Source organism: Bacillus sp. YC2 (assembly GCF_019891195.1).
GTDB lineage: Bacteria > Bacillota > Bacilli > Bacillales > Bacillaceae > Bacillus.
In genome coordinates this window covers 44848-67127 of record NZ_JAHXDO010000001.1, presented here as the reverse complement: position 1 = coordinate 67127, position 22280 = coordinate 44848, and the positions used below count along the sequence as shown (strand labels likewise).

Genomic DNA, 22280 nt, shown 5'->3' with positions numbered 1-22280 from the left:
CTGTTTGTTTTTACAAATATGAATCCTCTTTTCGTTTAATCACAAAGTTTCTGATCCCTTTATAATCGTCCTGAACGCTTCTTTTATCAAGCGAAACCCCCGAATTATACGCAGCCCTGCAAATGAGATGAGCCCCGACCGGCGCTGTCAGCAGGATAAAGATGATCCCGAGCAGAATTTTTGCGGATATTTCTCCGGTCAGCATCCACAGATAACATAAGACGCCGAGCAATATCATATTGACGCCGAGAGTTGAGCCTTTTGAAGACGCGTGGGCGCGTGTAAACACATCAGGAAGCCGAAGCGTGCCGAAAGAGGCGACAAGACAGATCAGCGATCCCATCAGGATAAAGAGGGCGACCGCCCATTTAACGATCTCGATCATTTTCGATAATCTCTCCTTTCTCTAAAAATTTAGCAAAAGCAATTGTCCCGATAAACGATAAAATGCCGAGCAGCAGGATAATGTCCAAAAAGGCCGTCGTTTTCAATAAGATGGACACGAGCGCTGTCATGGCAATCAGATTAATGCCGATCGCATCAAGAGCGACGACCCGATCCGGTACTGTCGGTCCTTTAATGACACGAATGACATACAGCAAGGTCGAAACCGCCATAATGCCGAGCGATAATTGAAGAATGAACGTAAACATCAGCGGCTCACCTCCTGAATGGCTTTTTCAAAAGAGACACGGATGTCATGAATCGCTTTTTCCGCATCGTCAATGTCCATAGCGTGTATATAAAGAATCGACCGGTCATCGGAAATGTCCATGACAAGCGTCCCGGGCGTTAAGGTAATTAACAGCGAGAGCAGGGTAATCTCCCAGTCCGCCGTCAACTCCGTCTTAAACGCAAAGATTCCCGGACGTATATTCAGTTTCGGCGACATAATCGTTTGCAGCACACTGACATTGGCTAAATATAATTCCTTCATAAAGATAAGAAACAGTTTGATGATATTCCATATTTTCCAAACATAAAACGGGCGCGAGAAGAAACGCCTGAAAAAAAAGAGCGCCGCCAATCCCGCAATAAATCCCGTGATGAATCCCGCGGCACTGAGACTGTTTGTAAGAAACATCCAGCAAACAGCGAGAAGAACATTTAATAATAGTTGAAAAGCCATGCCATCTACTCCTTCAAAACAGCTTCAATGTATTTTTCCGGATTCAGCAGAGTCTCAGCCGCCTGATTGACATACGGTGACACCCATTCGGTTCCGAGGCCGAACAAAAGCGACAGAAGGAGGAAAACAGCTGCCGGATAAAGGAGCCCTTTTGCGGAACGTTTGCCCCCGGCAGGTGTTTCCTTTTCTTCCCCCCAAAAAGCCGTAATAAAAATCTTCAGCACTGAATACAGAACAAGCAGGCTTGACAGCAGAATCAATACGGAAAACAGCATTTCCCCACGGTCAAACCCGCCTTCTGCAATCTTCAGCTTGCCCACAAAACCGCTGAACGGCGGAATGCCGGCCAGAGAGATGCCGGAGATAAAAAACATCCAGCCCAAAACCGGGTAGCGGGTGATCAGACCGCCCATTTTATGCAGGCTGGCCGTGCCCGTCAAAGCGATGAGCGTTCCTGCAAGCATAAACAAAGCCCCTTTAATCAGCATATCGTGAATCAGATAATAAATCGCTCCTTGAATGGAGGCGGGAGTGTTCATGGCGATTCCGAATAAGATGACGCCGACGGCTGTAATAATATTGTAGATGACGATTTTCATGACATCGGCATAGGCGATGGACCCGATTACGCCGAATAAAACCGTCAGCATCGCAAGCCACATCATCAGCTGATGGGTAAAGCCTATATCGTGAATAAAGATCAGCGTAAATACCCTTAAGATTGCATACAGCCCGACTTTCGTCAAAAGAGACCCGAACAAGGCTGAAATCGCCGTCGGCGGCGCGTAATAAGAACCCGGCATCCAGAAGTACAGAGGGAAGATCCCGCCCTTTAAACCGAATACGACGAGAAACAGCACGCCGATGACCGTGATCAGCCCCGTCTGGCCTGACTCGCTTATTCTTACGCTTAAGTCGGCCATATTCAGCGTTCCCGTCACGGCATATAAGTAACCGACGCCGATGACAAAAAACGCGGATGACACAATGTTAAACACGATATATTTCAATGATTCTCTTAATTGAATCTTCGCCCCGCCCAGAACGATCAGCATGTAGGACGCGATAAGCAGAAGCTCAAAAAAGACGTACATATTAAACAAATCACCCGTTAAAAACGCACCGCTCACGCCGGCGAGAAGAAATTGCACGGCTGAATAATAGAATGCGCGCTCCCGTTTTTCCCCGATGGAGCGGAAGGAATAGAGGATAACGAGCAATCCGATGACAGCGGTTGTCAGAACCAGCAGGCTTGCCAGCTGGTCTGCAGCCAGCACAATGCCGTACGGCGCTTTCCAGCCGCCAAGCGTCAAGGTCTGAACCCCGCCTGTAAAGACGGTTTGAACGAGGAGTGCGCTGATCACGATGGAAGCAGCGGAGACGGCGGTGCTGAATATCCGCATCAGCATGACGTTCCTGTTCATAAATATTAAGAGAACTGCGGCCAGAAGGGGCAGCAGGATAGGCAGTACCACAAAATTATTCATGTTGATCATTTCCCCTCATTTGATCCATATCATCCGACTTCAATTCCTGGTAGGCGCGAAACGCCATGACGAGCAGGAAGGAAGTGACGCCGAATGAAATGACGATCGCCGTCAGTATCAGAGCTTGCGGCAGCGGATCGACAAATGACGTGCTTTTCCCGCCTAAAATGGGAGGGGCGCCTTTTTTCAGGCCGCCCATCGTCAAAAGCAGCAAATGCACGCCGTGGCTTAAAAGAGCGGTTCCGATAATGACGCGCAAAAGACTTTTAGAAAGCAGCAAATAGGTCGCGGCCATAAACAAAATACCTGCGATGACAGACATTAAGATTTCCATTATTCTTCCTCTCCAATCGTTTGAATAATGGTCATTGTAACGCCGACGACGACGAGATACACGCCCAGATCAAACAAAGTGGCCGTCGCCAGCTCCGTTTTTCCGAGCAGGGGGAGCTGAAAGTGGCCGAATGTATGGCTCAGAAAAGGCGCTCCGAAAAGGAACGATCCGGCTCCCGTTGCAATCGCGATCAAGAGACCCGCGCCCGCTACATATATAAAATTAACAGGTAAAATAGATTGAACCGTCTTTAAATCAAAAGCTAAAAGCAAAAGCACAATGGCAGAAGACGTAATCAATCCGCCGACAAATCCTCCGCCGGGTGCGTTATGCCCGGATAAAAATAAATAGAAAGAGAAAAGCAGAATGATAAAGGATACCAGCTTGGTTACTGTCTGCATGATGATGTCATTCGTTTTATGCTCTCTCAACGCTCTTCTCCCTCCTCTTTGACTTTCGTTCTGATCATACTGTAAATCCCGAGAGCGGCAATCGTCAGCACCGTAATTTCAAACATCGTATCAAAGCCCCTGAAATCCACCAGGATGACATTGACGATGTTATTGCCTCCGCCCAGCTTGTGGCTGTACGCGGTAAAAAAGGAAGCGATGCTGTCCTTTGTTTTTTCGCTTGAAGACGCGATTCCGAGCAGTGTGACAATGATGCCCACGCCGAGCGAAATCACGAAATTCGTCATTCGGAATGTTCTTGTCTTCTTTTTCCGCTTCATCTTCGGCAGGTGATAGAAACAAAGAAGAAACAGAGCGACGGATATCGTCTCAATGACAAGCTGCGTCAGCGCCAGATCGGGCGCTCTGAAGATGACGAAAAACAGTGCCAGCGTGTAGCCGACGACACCGAGTGAGATAATCGCCGTCAGCCGTGACTTGGCGAAGACGGTTGCCGCGGTCGCGCTTACCATGACAAGTGATAAGACGACTTCATACGGCCCGATCTCCGCCATGTCTTTCGTTGTAAATGAAAATCCGCCTTTCAGCGCAAGCGCTGATCCGATGAGTATAATAAAAGCGGCAAAGATATACAGCAGATAGTCTCTTAAAAAACCGGTCATATAAGATGACGTCAGCTGATAAGACCTTTTTTCCATGCTGCCCGTTATGCTGTCGTAAAGGCGGTTCAGCGTCAGTTTTTTCGGAAACAGGTGATAAATGCGTTCCCATTTAGATAACGTCACATAGCCGACCGTGCCGGCAATGATAATGCCGAGCGTCATCAGCACCTCTGCCGTCACCCCGTGCCACTGCGAAATGTGGACATGGAATGTGTTCCCGCCGGTTAACAGAGCCGGGTAAATGGAATTCATCGCCGGTTCAATCAGGCTGTAGGACAAAACGTTCGGTACGAAAAACAGGCTGACCGCACAAGCTGCAAGGATGACAGGCGAAATCAGCATGCCGAGAGGAGCTTCGTGCGGCGCCTTTTCGAGCTGATCAGGCTTCGCGGTTCCTCTGAATGTCCTAAAGAACAGCTTCATGCTGTAGATGAAAGTAAACACGCTGCCGACCCACGCAAGGACGGGGAACAGCACTCCCCACGTATCAAGGTGAAAAATATCTGCATGGGCAATCCGCAGCATACTTGTAAAGAACATTTCCTTGCTCAAAAAGCCGTTAAAAGGAGGAAGGCCAGCCATGGAAAACGTGCCGATCAGGGAGACGGTGAACGTAATCGGCATGACCGCCATCAGCCCGCCAAGCCTGCGGATATCTCTCGTTCCTGTCTCATGATCAATAATACCGACCGCCATAAATAAACTTCCTTTAAAAGTGGCATGGTTAATTAAGTGAAACACAGCCGCCATCACAGCCGCCGTAAAATATTCCGAATGCTGGTAATGGAGAGCGGCGGCTCCGACTCCGAGCATGGATACAATCATTCCGAGCTGGCTGACTGTGGAAAAAGCTAAAATCGATTTTAAATCAGTTTGTCTGACTGCCTGGAATGATGCCCATACCATCGTGATAAGGCCCACGGAAGCAACCGTCCAAAACCACACAGGTGAAAACGCAAAAATCGGACTGAACCGGGCAATGAGATAAATGCCGGCCTTCACCATTGTGGCGGAATGAAGATAGGCGCTGACAGGAGTTGGCGCCTCCATCGCGTCAGGCAGCCAAATGTAAAACGGAAACTGCGCCGACTTCGTAAATGCCCCTAATAACAGGAGAATCATCGCCGGGATAAAGAACGGATGGCCGGCGATTAGATGCACCTGATTGACCATTTCCCTGATACTGAATGAGTCCGTGATAAGGTACAGGAGGATAAAGCCTCCGAGCATGCAAAGCCCCCCGCCTACGGTGATCAAAAGCGATTTCACCGCGCCGTAGCGTGATTTCTCCCGTTTATACCAATACCCGATTAATAAGAAAGATGACAGGCTTGTCAGCTCCCAGAACATATAAAGCACAATGATGTTATCAACGAGCACAACGCCGAGCATCGCGCCCATAAACATTAGCAAGTAAACATAAAAGGGGCCGAGCTTTTCCTTCTCTTTAGATAAATAATAAATGCTGTACAGCGTAACTAAAGAGCCGATACCCGTAATCAATAAAGCGAATAACAGACCGAGACCGTCAATATAAACGGTAAAGTTAATGCCGAGTGACGGGATCCATTCAGCCACGGACCGGACCGTTTCTCCCGCCATCGTCATACGGAGCATGCTGATAAAGTAAATGAACAGCAAGACGGGCAAAACCAGCACAAACCAGCCCGTATGAATGTTTTTTACCCATTTCCAGAGAAAGGGAACAATACATGCAAATAAAAAAGGCGCCAAAATCGCTAAATGTAACAGCTGCAACAGAAGACCTCCTTCGCTTGTTTTTTCATCAAGCAACTGCTTTATGTAAGATTGAATAAAAATAAATTCAAGGTCATAGGACCCAGTACAAATTATATCGCACTTTTTTTTACCCTGCTACGGCATAATGTATTCCTTTCTGTATTTTGTGGTCTTTTGAACTTAAAATAAATTTATCAAACATTTTTGATTTTGTATATCCATTTATCTTTCAGATCAAGCTGAAGATAAGGAGCTGATCAGATGAAAAGAAAAGCTACGGTATGTACAGGATTATTTTGTTCCATCATCGCAGGAACATTCATAGCGGATGGATTGCATAAAGGACGGCATCAAATGGGAGCCGATAACTGGGAGCGGTTTTTTCTCGATTCGGAATACGCGCATGACAGATTAAGCGCAGCCGAATCGTTGAGGGAGCCATTTCAGCCGCGGGAATATATGAGGATCGTCAAAAGATAAAAAGAGTTCCGGCGCAGGGAGCGCGGAACTCTTTTCTGATGCTTTTCAGCGTTTCCCCTTAATGTAAGGGATGCCGTTTGCTTTAGGTGCATCTGCGCGGCCGATAAATCCGGCGAGCGCGAGAATGGTTAAGATATAAGGAGCCATCAGCATATACACATTCGGTATGTCTTTGAAAAGGGGCAAAAGCGAACCGATGATGCTCAGGCTTTGCGCAAAGCCGAAAAACAGCGCCGCCCCGAGCGCGCCGATCGGATGCCATTTGCCGAAGACAAGCGCGGCAAGCGCGATAAAGCCTTGGCCGGAAATGGTGGAATGAGTGAAATCGAGCGCAATGGTGGAAGCATATACACCGCCGCCGAGACCGCCGAACAGTCCGCTGATCATGACGCCGATATAGCGCATTTTAAACACGTTCACACCCATCGTGTCAGCTGCCATCGGGTGTTCCCCGACCGAACGGATGCGAAGCCCGAACGGCGTTTTGAATAAAATGAACCAAGAAATAAAGGCCAGGACAATAGCTAAGATTGACGTGTAATACACGTCAGAAAAGAAAATCTTTCCTAACACCGGAATGTCACTCAAACCGGGAATATTTGTTTTATAAAAGGGCTCGGGAATTTTATCCGTCTGCGCTTTTCCGTATATGAGCTTGACGATAAACAGCGTTGCGCCTAATGCAAGCATATTAATGGCCACACCGGTTACAGTCTGATCAGCACGGAAGGAAACGGCAGCGGCCGCGTGAATCAGCGAGAACAGACCGCCCGTAATCATCGCTGCAATTAAGGCGAGCCACGGTGTCGCCGCCCCGAGCTGATGTCCGAGAAATAAGTTGAACAGCACACTTGTAAAGGCGCCGATAATCATCAGTCCTTCTAAGCCGATGTTGACAACGCCCGATCTCTCGGAAAACACGCCGCCGAGAGCGGTTAAAATAAGCGGGGCAGCGTATACGAGTGTTGCCGGGACAATTATGGATAAGATCTGCAGAAAGTCCACTTATTTCGCCCCCTTTTTCTTCAATTTATCAAGCACGAGACGGATGGCATAGCTTGATGCTACAAATAAAATAATAATGGCAATCACGATATCAACTACTTCTGAAGGCACGCCTGATTCAATCGGCATATTTAACGCGCCGACTTTAAGGCCGCCAAGCAGACAAGCCGCTAGCACTACGCCGATGGCTGTATTGCCGCCGAGAAGGGCGACCGCGATTCCGTCGAAGCCGACGCCGGTAAAGGCGCCCTTAACCGCTGCGTATTGAAAGGTGCCGAGTCCTTCCATCGCACCGGCAAGTCCGGCGAAAGCGCCTGAAATCAGCATGGAGTACATCATATTTTTTCTGACGCCCATCCCGGCGTACTGTGCGGCATGCTGGTTAAAGCCGACTGCGCGGAATTCAAATCCGCTTCTTGTCTTATGAATGATAAACCACATGACGACAGCCATAAAAAGAGCGATCAGAATGCCCCAGTGAAGGCGGGAGTAATCTGTCAGCTGCTCTAAAAATGGCGAGCGGAGAGAGGCGCTTTCATGGATTTTGGCCGTTTTGTCCCGGTGATCCGTCATGACATCGGATATGAGATAATTGGTTAAATGAAGAGCGATATAATTCATCATGATGGTGACAATCACTTCATGGACAAAAAACCGTGCTTTTAAAAATCCGGGAATCAATCCCCAAAGCCCGCCCGCAGCGGCTGCTGCTAATAAAGCAAGCGGAAGGTGGACATAAGCCGGGGCGTCAAAGGAAGTGCCGACCCAAACGGCGGCGGTCCAGCCGACAAGCAGCTGTCCTTCAACACCGATATTGAACAGACCCGTCCGAAAGGCGAACGCCACCGCCAAACCGGACAAAATATAAGGCGTAATCTGCCGGACCGTTTCTCCTATGTAATACACTTCACCGAAGATGCCGTTCCAGAGAGCCGAATATCCGCTGATGACATTGTAGCCGCTGGCGAGCATGATGACGGCTCCCGCCGCTAAACCAAGAATGATCGCAATCAGCGGAACAGCCAGATGAGAAAGTCGATTAATCATTGTGTGTTCCTCGCTTCCCTTTGCTTACTTCCCGCCATTAAAAGTCCGAGCTCCTGCTCGTTTGTTTCCAGCGGATTAACGTTTGCGATGATGCTGCCTTCAAAAATGACGGCGATTCTGTCGCTTACATTCATAATTTCATCAAGCTCAAACGATAGCAGCAGCACCGCTTTGCCGGCGTCCCGCTGCTCAATCAGCTTTTTGTGGACGAATTCAATCGCGCCGACATCCAGTCCCCGGGTCGGCTGAGCTGCGATTAAAAGGTCGGGGTTTCTGTCCACTTCCCGGCCGATAATGGCCTTTTGCTGGTTTCCTCCCGACAGCGCCCGCGCAGGCGTAAATTCATCAGGGGTTCTGACATCGTATTCTTCAATCAGGCTGCGGGCTTTGTCATAGATGGCATGGTTGTTTAATATGCCGAAAGAGGAGTAGGGCTTTTGGTAATAACTTTGCAGCACGATATTTTCACCGATCGGAAAATCAAGAACAAGCCCGTGCTTATGGCGGTCCTGGGGAATATGCCCGATGCCTGATTCGGTGACTTTTCGCGGCGGCAGGTTTTGCAAAGGCTTGCCGTTTAACGTGATCGTGCCCGAATGTGTTTTTCTGAGGCCGGTAATGGCTTCAATGAGTTCAGACTGTCCGTTTCCGTCAACGCCCGCGATGCCGACAATTTCACCGGCTCTGACAGAGAGGGACAGCTGTTTGACCGCTTCAACCCCGCGTGTGTCCTTGACAGTAACTTGAGAAAGCGAGAGTACTTCTTTTTTCGGGTCAGCCGCTTTTTTGTCCGTTTTAAATGAAACCTCCCGTCCGACCATCAGGCTCGCCAGCTCATCTTTATCCGTATTCGCCACATCCAGCGTCTGAATGCCTTTTCCTTTGCGGATGATGGTCACCCGGTCGCACACTTCCATAATTTCTTTTAATTTGTGGGTGATGAGAATAATAGATTTCCCTTCATTGACCAGGTTTTTCATAATTTGAATGAGTTCTTGAATTTCATGCGGAGTCAGCACCGCGGTCGGTTCGTCAAAAATGAGAATCTCGGCGCCCCGATAGAGGGTTTTTAAAATTTCAGCGCGCTGCTGCATGCCGACAGAGATATCGGCGACTTTGGCATCCGGATCAATTTGCAGCCCGTAACGGTCGGAAATCTCACGCACGTCTTGGGCGGCGCGCTGTTTATCAATTCTGCCGAGCTTTTTCGGTTCTTTGCCGAGAATAATATTTTCAGAGACGGTAAAGGTGTCAACAAGCATAAAATGCTGATGCACCATGCCGATGCCAAGGTCATTGGCTTTGTTCGGGCTGTTAATGTGAACGCGTTCGCCCCGTACGCGGATCTCGCCCTTTTCAGGCTGATACAGGCCGAACAGGACATTCATGAGAGTGGATTTACCCGCGCCGTTTTCGCCAAGCAGGGCGTGAATTTCGCCTTTTTTCACTTGGAGAGTAATGTTATCGTTGGCGACGATACCGGGAAATTCTTTGCGTATATTGAGCATTTCAATTATATATTCCACCGATTTGACCGCTCCTTTATAGAGATGCTTTGTGAGAAAGAGTCTGGCAAAAGAAAAGCTGCAAGAGCTGCAGCTTTTCCTTCACCGCTCTTTTAAGAAAGAGGGGGCAAGCCCCCCTGATCCTTACTCAGCTTTGAAGGTTTTTAATTCTTTATCAGTTGAAGGGATGTTAAGCCCGTCTGTAATTTTTTTCTTCCAATCATTCACTGCCTTGATGACATCGTCAGACAGATTTTCCTTGTGGTCGGAGATGCCGACAGCATCTTGATCCAAACCGTATGTTAACGTTTTTCCGCCAGGGAATTTGCCGCTGCTTGCTTTTTTCGTCAAGTCTTCAACGGCCGTGTCCACCTTTTTAACCATTGATGTCAGAGTGACGTTGTCTTTTGTTCCTTCGACTTGGCCTTCCGCGTACTGGTCTTTATCAACTCCGATGACCCACACGCTCCGTTTAGGGTCTTCTTTTTTAAGGTTTTTCGCTTCAGTGAAGACGCCTGTTCCCGTTGCGCCGGCCGCGTGATAAATCACGTCAACGCCTGATTTGTACATGCTTTCAGCCGTAGCCTTACCGACGTCTGCTTTGTCAAATCCTCCCGCGTATTTCACTTCGACTGTCGCTTTCGGCTTTGCAGCTTGTACACCCGCGCGGAAGCCGATTTCAAATTTTTTGATTAATTCAGACTCCATTCCGCCTACAAAGCCGACTTTTCCCGTTTTGCTCGATAAAGCGGCCGCCACTCCGACGAGGAATGAACCTTCCTGCTCTTTAAAGGTAAGGCTCGCTACGTTGTCTTTTTTGACAACGGCGTCAATGATCGCAAAATTCGTGTCTTTGCGCTGATCAGCAATTTCGCCGATTGAATCTTGCATTAAGTAGCCGACGCCGTAAATCAGGTCAAAGTGCTCGCGCGCTAATTTATTTAAGTTCGTTGTATAATCTGCATCTGATTTTGATTGAAGGTAGTCATAACCGCTTTTGCCTTTTTCAAGTCCGTTGTCTTTTCCGAACGCCTGAATGCCTTCCCAAGCCGACTGGTTAAATGATTTGTCATCGACGCCGCCGATGTCAGTAACCATCCCGACGGTAAATGTTTTGTCACCGCCTGAGCCGTTTGCTTTGTCGCTTGAGCCGCATGCGCTTAATATGGTTCCGGCTGCCGCAATGACCGCCATCGCCATTCCGATTTTGCGTTTTTTCAAAGATATAACCCCCCTGTAAAATATGGCTGATGCTGAGTCTGCCCGCCCTATGCCTCCGAACCGGGATGCAGAATCGAAAAAACTTTCTGATAATAATGATGAGACTTTTCTCTTTTTCCCGCTGCCGCGAGTGCTCTCATTAAGGTTCGGGACTTATGGCTTATCCGAAAAGATCAGCTAACCAATCATAATTTATCATTTTACCCGCCATAAATAAATAGAAATTTGCTTATTTTTAAAAAAATATCAATTTTATGAACCGCCTTCCTCAGCTGGATAAAAAATAGGCGATGAAGATCAGTCATTATTCTTATATAGCATATAAAAGGGGAATCTCAAGCCTTTTGTCACGCGATATGACAGTAAAAAAGCACTGTTCCTATTTGAACAGTGCTTTGGATATTAAAAATATTGCTTTATGCTGCTGACATTGCCGGTATTGATATTGTATTGAAAAACGGGTCTGCCGATCGTGCCGTAGGCCATTTCTACGTTCAGCACTTGAATATCCTCGAGAAACTTCAGGTACTTTCGGATGGACACTTGGGATATCTCTGTATGTTTGGCGAGATCCTCAGTGGTAAAGGAGCTGTCGCCGAATGATTCTATGCTTGCCCAAATGAGTTTCAGCGTGCTCTTTGTCAATCCCTTCGGAAGATGAACTTTTTCTGCCGCTTCTTTCTTTTGGAACAGCTCTGCATCCAATTCCTTCTGTGTCATGCTTCTGTGTGACTGATACACCTTTTGCTTCCGTCTGTAGTCGGAAAGAGCGGTCTGGAAGCGGTCAAATTCAAACGGCTTGATTAAATAATCGACGGCGCCGTACCGAAGGGTCTTTTTGATGACATCAAGCTCGCTTGCCGCCGAAATGACGATGACATCAACCGATTCGTTCTGCTTGCGGATTTCAGTCAAAAGCTCCAGTCCGTTTTTTCCCGGCATGTAAATGTCAAGAAGTATCAGATCGATATGATGCTCGCCTAAAACATGCAGCGCGCTTTGAAAGGATGAGGCGATGCCTTTCAGCTGGAAGCCTTCGATTTGGCTGAGATAGCGTTTATTTAATTCACCCACCATAGGGTCGTCTTCAACTATGAGTACATTAATCATCATTTTCCTCCTTCGGTTCATACGGAATGCGAAGACTGAAAGTAGTTCCTTCATTCTTTTCACTTGTCACAATCATATGGCCTTTTAAATTTTCTGCGCTTTGCTGGGTAAAATAAAGACCGAATCCCCGGTTTATTCCTTTTGTGGAATAACCTTGTTCGAAAATGCGGGTTTGATCCTCAGCAGACATTCCGGCACCCGTATCCGTAATGTCAATATCAAGCTGACGTTCTTGGAACCGCATTGAAAACGTGATGTTTTTCTTCGGCATTTGCGCCACTGCGTCAAGGGCGTTGTTTAAAAGATTTCCGATAATCGTAATGAGCTCGTGAATGACGGCGGGATCTGCCGCATTCGGTATAATACCGTTCAGCTGAATGTCCAGATCGGCGCCCTGTTCGCGTATGTAGCTTTGTTTTCCTAAGAGAAACCCTGCAAGAACCGGACTTTTGACGTCATTTATAATTTCGCTTGTTTCTGTCTTCTGCTGAATCGCGATGTCTTTAATATAAGTACCGAGATCGTCATATTCTTTTAACTGCACGAGGCCTAAAATGACATGAAGCTTATTCATGAATTCGTGTGACTGGGCCCTTAAGGCGTTTGCATACATTTTAACACCCGAAAGCTGTTCTGCTAAATGCTTGACCTCCGTTTTGTCTCTGAAGGTGGCGATCGCTCCGACAGTTTGTCCTTTAAGATGGATGGGAACCTCATTAAAGACCAGCTCAAGCCCGTTAATGCGGATATCCCTGTCCTGAAGCGGTTTTTTCGTTTCAATGACCTGCTTCAGCCGGCTTTTCGGCAAAATATCGTTCACATCTTGATCGACCGGATTAGTCGGAATACCCATTTTAATAAACAAACGTTTTGCTTCGGCATTGGCAAGCTTAATTTTTCCATGTGCGTCAACCGCCAGGATGCCTTCTTTTGTCGATTCGAGCATAGCGCTCCGTTCCTCAAGCAGGGTGGCGATTTCATAAGGCTCCAGCCCGTACATAATGTTTTTGACGGTGCGTGCGACAATAACGGCTCCCAGGATGCCGACAAAAATACTGACGCAGATAATGAAGTAGAGCGGTCTTAAACTCTGACTGACAACTTCTTGTATTTTATTCAGAGAAATACCGACGGAAACGACCCCGACCTGCTTTTTATCTTTCCCGTAAACCGGAACGAACGCTCTCATTGATTTGCCGAGAGTTCCTGCCGCTGTGCTTGTATGGACATGTCCGCGGATCGCGGGCTCTTCATCTCCGCCCGTGAATTTTTTTCCGATTTTATTCGGATTGGGGTGGGTGAGACGAATGCGATTCATATCCATCACGACAACAAATTCGGTTCCTGTCGTATGCTGGACGTCTAATGTGAAATTCTTCAGTTCTTTAAGCCCTTTTTTTGTCTCTAATGATCGTGCGACGCTGGGTGTTTCAGCAACCAATTGCGCGGTTCTTAAAGCGGTCGTTCGTTCTTCTTCCTTCACGCGGTTTGCGGTCTGGACGCTGATGGTGAAAAAAGTGATACAAAGTGCAATGAGGACGACAATGCAGACGAATATCGTTAATCTGGTTTGCAGTTTTAAAGTTTTTTTCATAACAGCCTTCCTTACGTTTATCATTCCCGCGTTCTACTTTACTCCGAAAAAGCCGGTTTGTGAAGATCGTGCGCTTATTTCGTAAAAGTGAGGAAAAATGGAATATTTTATCTTGTCAATGTGTTTTAAGTCCTCCATAATAAGTGAGGTAGATTACAGAAAGGGACTTTTTATATGAAAAATACTTATTGGACGGGGTATTTTCCTCTCGTCGCGATTCTGCTTTTTAGTTCGTCATTATCCATTTCTACTTCGCTTTATGCCATGAAGCTGCTTCAAACGCTGGGCATGTATCAGGGAATGCTTGATTATTTCTCTGAGAAAGGGATCAGACTGGCGCTTTTCGCAGCGTTCGCCCTTGTGTATTTTATGGTTTTTTCCGCTTTAAAGCTGATTGCAAACACTGTGACAGAGCTGTCTCTTTTGTTTTTCACAAATGACCCTGAAGGGGATAATTTGAAAAAAATCAGATTAGGCTCTTTAATTTATGTAGGCGGAGGAATTCTTTCCTTTGCGCTTGTACAAAATGTTTTTTGGATTGCGGCGCTTTTTGCAGCCGTCACTCTTGTGTATTTGATTTTTATGGTATATAGAATCTATGCAACACTCTCCGTCGTCTCTTTAATCGGATTTATCTTGCTGGAGATCTTGTTTTGGTTTACCTTTGTTATCGGTATTTTGTACATCTTTATCAAGCTTTATAATAGCATAATGGCTAGCTTACCTGTGTAAGCTAGCCATTTTTGCGTTAAGACAGAAATCTGTTTTTGATGTCAGGGGAGGGGAGCATGCATGCTTCCCTTTTTCCGAACCATTTGTAACGGCTGCGGGCAATGATAGAATACACCATATCCCTGAGGGGACGGGGCACTGCGAAAAAAACCGCTGACAGCCGCCAGGCCCCGCGCAAATGGCGGGAGACTTTTAATACGGCTGCTGATTTCCTGTAGATTTGCCCGTTTTCTATAAAGACCATGCTGTCAAAATGCTCTGTTGGAAGTCCGTGTGATGCCAGAAGCTCCTGAGCGGTATCTGATTGCAGTGAAGCAAATGAGATCAGACCGTCCGGATCGCGTTTAATAATGAATTGAACGGCGCCATTGCATAGGTTGCAGACGCCGTCAAACAAAAGCACGCGGTTCGGAAGATGAGCTGGTTTCAAGGCAGATCCCCTCCGTTTTTTTAATAGGCTGCTTGCAGCGTGTTTTTCCAGATGGAAAGCTGCGGGCTGGCGTCATGAAGATATTCAACGCTTGACGGCGTATCCTTGCCGACCCATACCCCCATCGTATATGAATCCGTCAGACCGACGAACCACATATCGTGATAATCATTTGATGTACCTGATTTTCCGCCGACATACGGGGCTTTAAAGTTCGCTTTTTTCCCTGTTCCGCTTTTGACGACGGCGGACATCATTTTCTTGATCTGCATGTTGGTGCGCACGCTGAAAATTTGCGTTGGCCGGTCTTTCCATTTCAAAATCGTTTTTCCTTTTAAATCGGTCACTTTAGTAATCGCGTGACTCGGCGTATAGCTGCCGTTGCTGCCGAATGTCGTGTACGCATTTGTCATTTCGAGCGGCGTCATGCCGTTCGTAAATCCGCCGAGCGCTGCCGGCAGACGGTAATCCGCGCTGACAAGCTTAGCGAAATGAAACGGTTCAAGATAGCTGAAAGCCTTATTGACGCCCACGCGGTCCATGATTCTGATGGCCGGTGTGTTATACGAGTATTTAAACGCCGTTTCTAAGCTTACCGTGCCGTACGTGCGGTTGTTGTAGTTTTGCGGGCAATAATCTTTGCTGCAGAACTTGCTCGCGTCAATCGTGCTGCCCGCCGTGGCGCCTGTTTGTTCAATGTAAGGCCCGTAATCAAGGAGCGGCTTAATCGATGAACCCGGCTGTCTGTAGGCCTGATAAGCGCGGTTGAAATCATATTTGTGATAATCTTTACCGCCGGAGAGGGCGATGATTTGGTGCGTTTGGTGATTAATCACGGCCGCTCCGCCCTGTACGCCTGCATATGGAAGATTTTGATTCATTTGCGCAACGACTTGATTTTGCATGTACGGATTAAGCGCCGTATAAATCTTCACTCCGTCTTTTAACAGCGTGCTGACTCTTGCAGAAAGCTCATTCTGTATTTTTTGTTTGGCTTTTCCGGAAGCTTTCGCCAGCCGTTTATCATAGCCTTCAGATGAAGAGACGAGCTGTGTGAATTCATCATTTACATAGGAAACATAGTCCGGATATTTATTTGTTTTTTCGTTAATATCGAGTGTAATGTGTTCATTTTTGGCTTTTTTCAGCTGTTTGCCGGAAATAACCCCTGCATGTTTTAACCCGTTAAGCAAGCGGACTTGTCGTTTTTTCGTGTAGTCAAAATGCTTGAGAGGATCATATAATGTAGGGTTATTAGGGATTGCGCAAATAAAAGCCATTTCTCCCAGAGTGAGAGATTTCAGCGGCTTGCTGAAATAAAATTGGGCCGCCGAGCCGACGCCGTATACTCCGTTATTAAAATAAATCGTATTTAAGTAGCCTTCTAAAATCTCATCTTTGCTATACTTCTTCTCCAGCTGATAGGAATAGGCAAGCTCCGTCAGTTTGCGGCTGAAGGTGCGCTCATGGCTCAAATACACATTCCTTGCCAGCTGCTGGGTGATGGTGCTGGCGCCCTGGTCAATTTTGTGATCCTTGAAATTGGACGCGGCAGCCCTGACCATTCCCATAAAGTCAAACCCTTTGTGCTCATAGAAATGGCGGTCTTCAGAGGTTAAAAACAGCTGTTTTACCTCATTTGGGATGTTTCGAAAGGGCACGATGACGCGGTTCTCGTGATCACTGACAATTTCAGAAACAAGACTTCCGTCTCTGTCATACATGTAACTGTTTTGAACCAGGCTGATATCTTTTAAATCAATATGTTTATCAAGCACCTGATCCAAAGGCTTGATTTCTTTTACCTCTTTGCCGGAAGCAATAACTGTAAATGCAAACAACGGGATAATGCCAAGCAGCAAAATCCATCCGATTATTTTACGTACCATGGTCACTCTCTTTTCTCCTAATTTCTAGCCATATCGTATCATTCTTTTGAGTGTACGAGAAGGTTAAATTTAGAAGATTCCTCAATTACGAAGAGATCAGCCTGCATTTGCCGCTGACTCCTTTTGCATTCGCTCCGTCAGCCATAAAAGGCCGGCACCCGCTAAAAAGAGAAACGCCGTGACGTAAAAGGCGGCCGATATGGAGAAACTGCTGGAAACGACGCCGCCAAGCAGAGGGCCGAGCACGTTTCCGAGAAAACGAAAGCTCACATTGTAGCCGAGAACCTCTCCTTGAATGCTGCCGGGGGCCTGAACGCGGATGGCTGCCGTAATACAAGGAAGCATGCCGCCCATCATCATGCCGAAGAGAAACCTGAACACAAGAAGCATGGAAAGGGAGGAGGCAAGCGCCTGCGGAATGAAAAACACGGCCGCGGCCGTCAAAAGCACAATTAAAATACGGCGGTGGCCGAAGCGGTCACCCAAGTCTCCCCATTTTCGCGCCAGCAATAAACTTCCAAGACCGGTGGCTGAAAACGCCATGCCGGAGTAAAAGGCTAAATTCACAGGTCCGTGCAGCTCATTTACATATAAAGCGAGCAGCGGCTGGATGCTGAAATTGCCGGTTTGCACGAGCATGGTCAGCACCATCATCACCAAAAGCGCGGGCTGGTGAAAAATGTAGGAAAGCACCTGCTTTCGTGAATATGTTTTCTGCTTATCCTTTTTCTCGCCGAGCGGCTGTTCGTTTACCTTGAATAAGACGAGAAGCACGGATGAAAAAATCACAAATGACGTAATAAAAAAAGTATACGTAAAGCCGAAGCTGTCAGCGAGCAATCCGCCCAAAAGCGGCCCGAATAAAGTTCCCGATACCTGCCCCATCTGCAGGGTGCCGAGTGTTTTCCCTGCAGTCTGTTTCGGTGTCTGCGCGGAAATCATAGCAAGCGAGGTCGGAATAAACCCGGTCACTAGGCCCATGAGCATTCGAAGGAAAAACAGCTGATAAACCGAGGTCACAAACCCCATCAGTAAAATGCTGACTGCAATTCCGGTGCCGGTAATCAGGAGGATTTTTTTGTAGCCGCGTTTATCGCCGAACCGCCCCCAAAACGGGGAAACGATAAATGCCATTAAAAACGTGACGCCGAACACATAACCGCTCCATCTCTGCACATACCCGCCGGAGTGGGGGCTGATTGTTTCAATATATAAAGAAAGAAACGGAACAATCATCGTCGTGCTGGCGGAAACAAAAAAGTTCGCGAGCCAAATGATGACGAAGTTTTTCTTACGGATAGAAATAACATCACCTTCTTTACTTTTCGTGTGTCTAATAATAAGTATATAGAAAAGAATGCGGTATTTGTATTTTCGATGTTAATATAGGAAAATTCATTATTTTTAGAAAATGAAGAAAGTTTCAGAAGAGAAATTGATATACTATCATAAAATATCATTTTTGATCGGAGGAAAGGCAGGTGTAAAAAGTGGATCAGCGCAGTTTACTTATTATTGATTTCGAATTTACAATGCCGGACGGCAAATACAGCCCGCAAAATTTCTTCCCGGAAATTATTGAGGCGGGTATTGTCAAAACGGTAAATGATGAAGTGGCTGAAACGTTTTCAAGTTATATTAAACCGAAAAAATTTCCAAAGCTGACGAAACGATGCAAAACCTTTTTAAACATCAGCCAAAAGGAAGTCGACAGCGGGATTACATTTGAGGAATTCATCCGCAAATTGAATGAGCTTGATCCTGAGAAAAATTGTACCATTGTGACCTGGGGCAATATGGATATGAAAGTACTGAAGCAAAACTGCATGTTTAACCATATTCCCTTTCCGTTTAAAGGCGAACTTCGGGATTTGTCCCTTGAATATAAAAACTTTTTCGGCGACAGGACGCTGACGGGCCTGTGGAAAGCAGCCGAGGAGTATGGCGATAAGGGAACGGGCACGCATCATAAAGCGCTGGACGACGCTCGGACCACATACAAGTTATTTAAGCTTGTCGAACGGGATAAAAAATACCTTGAAAAGCCGAAGCCTCCGACAATCGGCGATCGTGTTGATTTGACTGAGCTGTTTCGCCGGGCCACATAAAAAAACCCAATCAGGCTGACTGGGTTACGGTCTTTTGAAATATTCATTCTCCAGTGCGGCCAGATTGGCAAGCGAACGCTTCGCCCACTCCGAATCGTCTTTTGTCAGCTGATCTTTCAGCCGGGCAGCCGCTTCCTTCAATGATACGGTATAATCCGGCACCTCGCCGTCAAACGGTTTGACCATCTGATGCGGTATGTTTGTCTGCTCACCGAATGCGAGCGCTCTTCTTTCATGGAAAAAAGGAACGTCCGCCTGCTTCGGATGATGGAGATCTCCTTGAGCAGGATGCGTCAGTACAGCTTTGATTTTCACTAAATAGTGATTAGGCCTGACGTCTGTCACTTCTCCTATGTATGCTCCTGTTTTGTAAAATCCTTTTACGATTGTGCCGATTTCAAACGAATGCATAGCCCTCACCTCTCTATTATTCTATAAAAGATCAATGCAAATGGCTAGTGAGGAGAAGCTGCCGGGAGCTGAACAGAGGCCGTTGTGCCGGAACGCTTGCCGCTTGTGAATAACACGGAGCCTTCATGATGTTCAATGATGGAGAATGTCACAGTGAGCCCGAGCCCCGTTCCGTTCGTTTTCAGGGTGTAATACGGCTTGCCGATTTGTTGCAGCTCCTCATCGGACATGCCGATTCCGTTATCTGTTATCTGGATGTGGATCATCTGCTGGTGTTTTTGGGCGGAGACCTCAATTCTGCCGTTTTCAGCCGGCACGGCTTCAATGCTGTTTTTTATCAGGTTAATCAGGGCTTGTTTCAGTTTTTTTACATCTCCTTGCACATATAAGTCCGGCTCGCTGTGAACATTGACTGTCACCGATTTAAAATTCGCGTAAGACTCCATCAGTGAACCGGTCTCCTTTACCAGCAGTGACATATCAAAAATTTGTTTTTCATAATCATCCTGCTTCGCCATATCAAGATAATTTGTAATAATCGTCTGGGCGCGATCCAGTTCAGACAGAACGAGCTTTTGATAACCGGCGCTTGATTTGTCTTGAATGTGTTCGCCGCTGAAAAGAAGCTGAATAAAACCCCTGACGACCGTGAGCGGATTGCGGACTTCATGGGCCACGCTTGCGGCAAGCTCGCTGACGACGGCCATTTTTTCTGAGTGTATCAGCCTCGTCTGCATCGACGTATTCTCATTAATGCTCTCAATCAAATAAATGCACAGCAAAAGCGCACTGATTTGGAAAAACACTGATATCGCCGCCTCATAATAAACTGTATACGGATTTTGAAAATTGAGAATATTGGTTGCGGAATAAGTGAAGACAGATGCGGTTGATAAGGTGATTTCCCAGCAGCCGATGAGAAGCGCGAGAAGCAGTTTCTTCTGTTTTGAGAGAAAGGGCCATTTTGTTTGGAGCCGTATAGAGATCATCATGAGAAAAGGAAGCACTGATAAGAAAAAAAGGGCAGAAGGTTCGAAAAATATAAGCTGAAAACAAACGGATGCTGCACCTGCGGCAAGTCCTGCGGCTGTGCCGGCATAAAGCAGACAAACCACAATGGGAATGAGCTGCAGACCGTATCGGACGGCATGCAATTCCTGAATCGGATACACTATACATAATAAAGAAGAAGAGGCTGCAAATGCGGCAACCAGCAGACGGTTTGCTCTCGGCACATGTAAAGAAGGTTTACTGAGCCAGATGACTTGATAAAGAAAAATAGGGAATAAAATAAAAGAGAAATGAAGCAAGTAATCTTTTACAATTTCCATTTGTGCGAAATCCTTTCATGTAAAAATATGAATCTATTATAACATCTTTGGAATCAAAAAAAGATATAAATTCTCTAAAACGAACGCCCTTATCTCTATTGATAAGGGCGTTCTCCATCTGTATTACGCTAAAGCGGCTTTGATTCTTGAAAGGCCCTCTTTTACAGCGGCTGCCGAACAGCCGACATTCAGCCTCATAAAACCTTCGCCGCCCGGGCCGTATTTTGTTCCCGGCTCTAAAATGATTTTCCCTTTTTTCAGCATTCTTTCTTTGAGCTCCGCGTCTGACAGTTCGCATCCGCTGAAATCCATCCATATTAAATAAGAAGCATCGGGCTTCATCATACGGACCTGCGGCAATTCGTCCCGTAAAAAGGTCTGAACCATATCGATATTCCGCTCAAGATAAGGCAGCAGCGCGTCAAGCCAAGGGCCGCCCTTTGTATAAGCCGCTTCAATCGCTGCAACGGCAAACGCGTTGAGGTCGGAAATTCCGTTCCGATGCATAACGCTGGAAAATTTCGCGCGTTTATACCGGTCCGGAATGATGATCGCCGATGCCTGGATGCCGGCAATATTAAACGTCTTGCTTGGCGCGGCACAAGTGATGGAAATCCGCGCAAATTCCTCAGAAAGAGAAGCAAAAGGCGTATGCTTCCTGCCGTACAGCATCAAGTCGGAATGAATTTCATCAGAAACAACGGTGACGTCATGAGCGGCGCACAGCGTACCGAGCTGGAGAAGCTCGTCCCGGCTCCATGATCTGCCTGATGGGTTGTGTGGGTTGCAGAGAATCATCAGCTTGACCCCAGGATCGCTCAGTTTTTTCTCAAGATCCTCAAAGTCCATATGATAGATCCCGTTTTCCTCCCGTAAAGGATTATGTAAAACCTGCCGTTCATTTTCCTTTGTCATTTGATAAAAAGGCGTATAGACCGGTGATTGGATCAAAACCGGATCGCCCGGTTCAGTAAAGGCTTGAATGGCCATGCTGATCGCCGTTACAACCCCGGGGCTGAACGTAATGCTTGCGGGATCGGGCCGGAAGCCGTGCCGTGTTTCAAACCATGAAGCGACGGCTTCTTTCGTATTTATGTCAGGAGATGTGTAACCGAATATGCCGTGGTCAAGGCGTTCTTTTAAAGCCTCGGTTATCGCTTCGGGAGCGCGAAAATCCATATCGGCCACCCACATCGGCAGAGCGTCGGATACGCCGAATAACGCCTCCGCCTTGTCCCATTTCACCGATTTTGTGCCAAGGCGGTTTTCTCGAAGGTCAAAGTTCATGTATGTCACTCCTGTAGTATGATTATTTTTCAGAGCGTATCTATGATAAAATAGACTTGCAAACTTTATTATAAGCGGTGATGAATATGGAAGAAAGCCAAGCGGTCATGGAAATGATAAAAATCATTGCCAAGTGGGACCCGTTTCAATATGGAGAAGAATTTTATGAGACAGAAGCCGTCGATGTTGTGCAGGCCGTCTATGATAAAGACCGTGCCGATGAACTGGCTGAAGCCATTCAGGATATCTTCGAGGCTTCTTTTGAACAAAAGCTTCCGATTGCAAGCTGTCTTCAGACGGCTGAAAAGCTTTTGCTCGTAAAAGAAAGCAGCTCCTGCACCCCTTAAAAACCGGCATAGCGCCGGTTT

At 46.9% G+C, this 22280-nt stretch carries 23 protein-coding genes; 4 read left to right on the top strand and 19 right to left on the bottom strand.

Going from position 1 to position 22280, the window contains the following annotated elements; genetic code table 11:
- Positions 1–10 precede the first annotated feature (10 nt).
- From mnhG to KY305_RS00310, 7 genes are read right to left on the bottom strand one after another with little or no spacing between them, the layout of a single operon-like run.
- Positions 11–385, bottom strand: a complete 375-nt coding sequence (mnhG, locus tag KY305_RS00340) for a monovalent cation/H(+) antiporter subunit G (RefSeq protein ID WP_223060869.1) — start codon at positions 383–385, stop codon at positions 11–13.
- Positions 369–653: a Na(+)/H(+) antiporter subunit F1 gene (locus KY305_RS00335; RefSeq protein ID WP_214803495.1), complete on the bottom strand. Its 285-nt coding sequence runs from the start codon at positions 651–653 to the stop codon at positions 369–371. The genes mnhG and KY305_RS00335 overlap by 17 nt, the downstream gene beginning before the upstream one ends.
- Positions 653–1129 (bottom strand): Na+/H+ antiporter subunit E, encoded by a 477-nt coding sequence (locus KY305_RS00330; protein ID WP_223060868.1) that lies wholly within the window; start codon positions 1127–1129, stop codon positions 653–655. Before KY305_RS00330 ends, KY305_RS00335 begins: the two co-directional genes overlap by 1 nt.
- Before the next feature lie 5 nt (positions 1130–1134).
- Positions 1135–2616: a Na+/H+ antiporter subunit D gene (locus KY305_RS00325; protein WP_223060867.1), complete on the bottom strand. Its 1482-nt coding sequence runs from the start codon at positions 2614–2616 to the stop codon at positions 1135–1137.
- Complete coding sequence (locus KY305_RS00320) at positions 2609–2950, bottom strand: Na(+)/H(+) antiporter subunit C (protein WP_061522323.1); 342 nt, start codon at positions 2948–2950, stop codon at positions 2609–2611. The genes KY305_RS00325 and KY305_RS00320 overlap by 8 nt, the downstream gene beginning before the upstream one ends.
- A complete protein-coding gene (locus KY305_RS00315; protein WP_061522324.1) occupies positions 2950–3381 on the bottom strand; it encodes a Na(+)/H(+) antiporter subunit B in 432 nt (143 codons plus the stop codon). Before KY305_RS00315 ends, KY305_RS00320 begins: the two co-directional genes overlap by 1 nt.
- On the bottom strand, positions 3378–5780 hold the full coding sequence (locus KY305_RS00310) for a Na+/H+ antiporter subunit A (RefSeq protein WP_223060866.1): 2403 nt from the start codon (positions 5778–5780) through the stop codon (positions 3378–3380). Before KY305_RS00310 ends, KY305_RS00315 begins: the two co-directional genes overlap by 4 nt.
- 243 nt (positions 5781–6023) lie before the next feature.
- Here KY305_RS00310 and KY305_RS00305 point away from each other — a divergent pair, with 243 nt between their 5' ends.
- Positions 6024–6242, top strand: coding sequence for a hypothetical protein (locus KY305_RS00305; protein WP_223060865.1), 219 nt, complete (start codon positions 6024–6026; stop codon positions 6240–6242).
- Positions 6243–6287: 45 nt separating this feature from the next.
- On the opposite strand, the gene KY305_RS00300 is transcribed toward KY305_RS00305, so the two are convergent.
- The 6 genes from KY305_RS00300 to malK all read right to left on the bottom strand — a co-directional run bounded on the left by KY305_RS00300 (position 6288) and on the right by malK (position 13724).
- Positions 6288–7247 carry an ABC transporter permease gene (locus tag KY305_RS00300; RefSeq protein ID WP_223060864.1) on the bottom strand — a complete coding sequence of 320 codons (960 nt, stop codon included), beginning with the start codon at positions 7245–7247 and terminating at the stop codon, positions 6288–6290.
- Positions 7248–8294, bottom strand: coding sequence for an ABC transporter permease (locus tag KY305_RS00295; RefSeq protein ID WP_223060863.1), 1047 nt, complete (start codon positions 8292–8294; stop codon positions 7248–7250).
- Positions 8291–9820, bottom strand: coding sequence for an ABC transporter ATP-binding protein (locus KY305_RS00290; protein ID WP_223060862.1), 1530 nt, complete (start codon positions 9818–9820; stop codon positions 8291–8293). The genes KY305_RS00295 and KY305_RS00290 overlap by 4 nt, the downstream gene beginning before the upstream one ends.
- Positions 9821–9943: 123 nt before the next feature.
- Positions 9944–11020: a BMP family lipoprotein gene (locus KY305_RS00285; RefSeq protein ID WP_223060861.1), complete on the bottom strand. Its 1077-nt coding sequence runs from the start codon at positions 11018–11020 to the stop codon at positions 9944–9946.
- Between the two features lie 402 nt (positions 11021–11422).
- Entirely contained in the window at positions 11423–12130 is a 708-nt protein-coding gene (locus KY305_RS00280) for a response regulator (protein WP_223061591.1), read from the bottom strand.
- Complete coding sequence (gene malK / locus KY305_RS00275) at positions 12123–13724, bottom strand: malate sensor histidine kinase MalK (protein WP_223060860.1); 1602 nt, start codon at positions 13722–13724, stop codon at positions 12123–12125. The genes KY305_RS00280 and malK overlap by 8 nt, the downstream gene beginning before the upstream one ends.
- A 174-nt stretch (positions 13725–13898) precedes the next feature.
- Here malK and KY305_RS00270 point away from each other — a divergent pair, with 174 nt between their 5' ends.
- Positions 13899–14456 (top strand): YufK family protein, encoded by a 558-nt coding sequence (locus KY305_RS00270; protein ID WP_223060859.1) that lies wholly within the window; start codon positions 13899–13901, stop codon positions 14454–14456.
- Positions 14457–14472: 16 nt separating this feature from the next.
- On the opposite strand, the gene KY305_RS00265 is transcribed toward KY305_RS00270, so the two are convergent.
- The 3 genes from KY305_RS00265 to KY305_RS00255 all read right to left on the bottom strand — a co-directional run bounded on the left by KY305_RS00265 (position 14473) and on the right by KY305_RS00255 (position 18116).
- On the bottom strand, positions 14473–14886 hold the full coding sequence (locus KY305_RS00265; RefSeq protein ID WP_223060858.1) for a thiol-disulfide oxidoreductase DCC family protein: 414 nt from the start codon (positions 14884–14886) through the stop codon (positions 14473–14475).
- 20 nt (positions 14887–14906) lie between these two features.
- Positions 14907–16781 (bottom strand): transglycosylase domain-containing protein, encoded by a 1875-nt coding sequence (locus KY305_RS00260; protein ID WP_223060857.1) that lies wholly within the window; start codon positions 16779–16781, stop codon positions 14907–14909.
- Between the two features lie 90 nt (positions 16782–16871).
- A complete protein-coding gene (locus KY305_RS00255) occupies positions 16872–18116 on the bottom strand; it encodes an MFS transporter (protein WP_223061590.1) in 1245 nt (414 codons plus the stop codon).
- Positions 18117–18265: 149 nt separating this feature from the next.
- Here KY305_RS00255 and kapD point away from each other — a divergent pair, with 149 nt between their 5' ends.
- Positions 18266–18883: a 3'-5' exonuclease KapD gene (gene kapD / locus KY305_RS00250; RefSeq protein ID WP_223060856.1), complete on the top strand. Its 618-nt coding sequence runs from the start codon at positions 18266–18268 to the stop codon at positions 18881–18883.
- A gap of 24 nt (positions 18884–18907) precedes the next feature.
- On the opposite strand, the gene kapB is transcribed toward kapD, so the two are convergent.
- The 3 genes from kapB to KY305_RS00235 all read right to left on the bottom strand — a co-directional run bounded on the left by kapB (position 18908) and on the right by KY305_RS00235 (position 21912).
- Positions 18908–19294: a kinase-associated lipoprotein KapB gene (gene kapB / locus KY305_RS00245; protein ID WP_223060855.1), complete on the bottom strand. Its 387-nt coding sequence runs from the start codon at positions 19292–19294 to the stop codon at positions 18908–18910.
- A gap of 44 nt (positions 19295–19338) precedes the next feature.
- Complete coding sequence (locus tag KY305_RS00240) at positions 19339–20625, bottom strand: sensor histidine kinase (RefSeq protein ID WP_223060854.1); 1287 nt, start codon at positions 20623–20625, stop codon at positions 19339–19341.
- A gap of 123 nt (positions 20626–20748) precedes the next feature.
- Positions 20749–21912, bottom strand: coding sequence for a MalY/PatB family protein (locus tag KY305_RS00235; RefSeq protein WP_223060853.1), 1164 nt, complete (start codon positions 21910–21912; stop codon positions 20749–20751).
- Between the two features lie 86 nt (positions 21913–21998).
- Between KY305_RS00235 and KY305_RS00230 the strand changes: the two genes are divergently transcribed.
- Complete coding sequence (locus tag KY305_RS00230) at positions 21999–22259, top strand: DUF1871 family protein (protein WP_214803542.1); 261 nt, start codon at positions 21999–22001, stop codon at positions 22257–22259.
- The last annotated feature ends 21 nt before the right edge of the window (positions 22260–22280 follow it).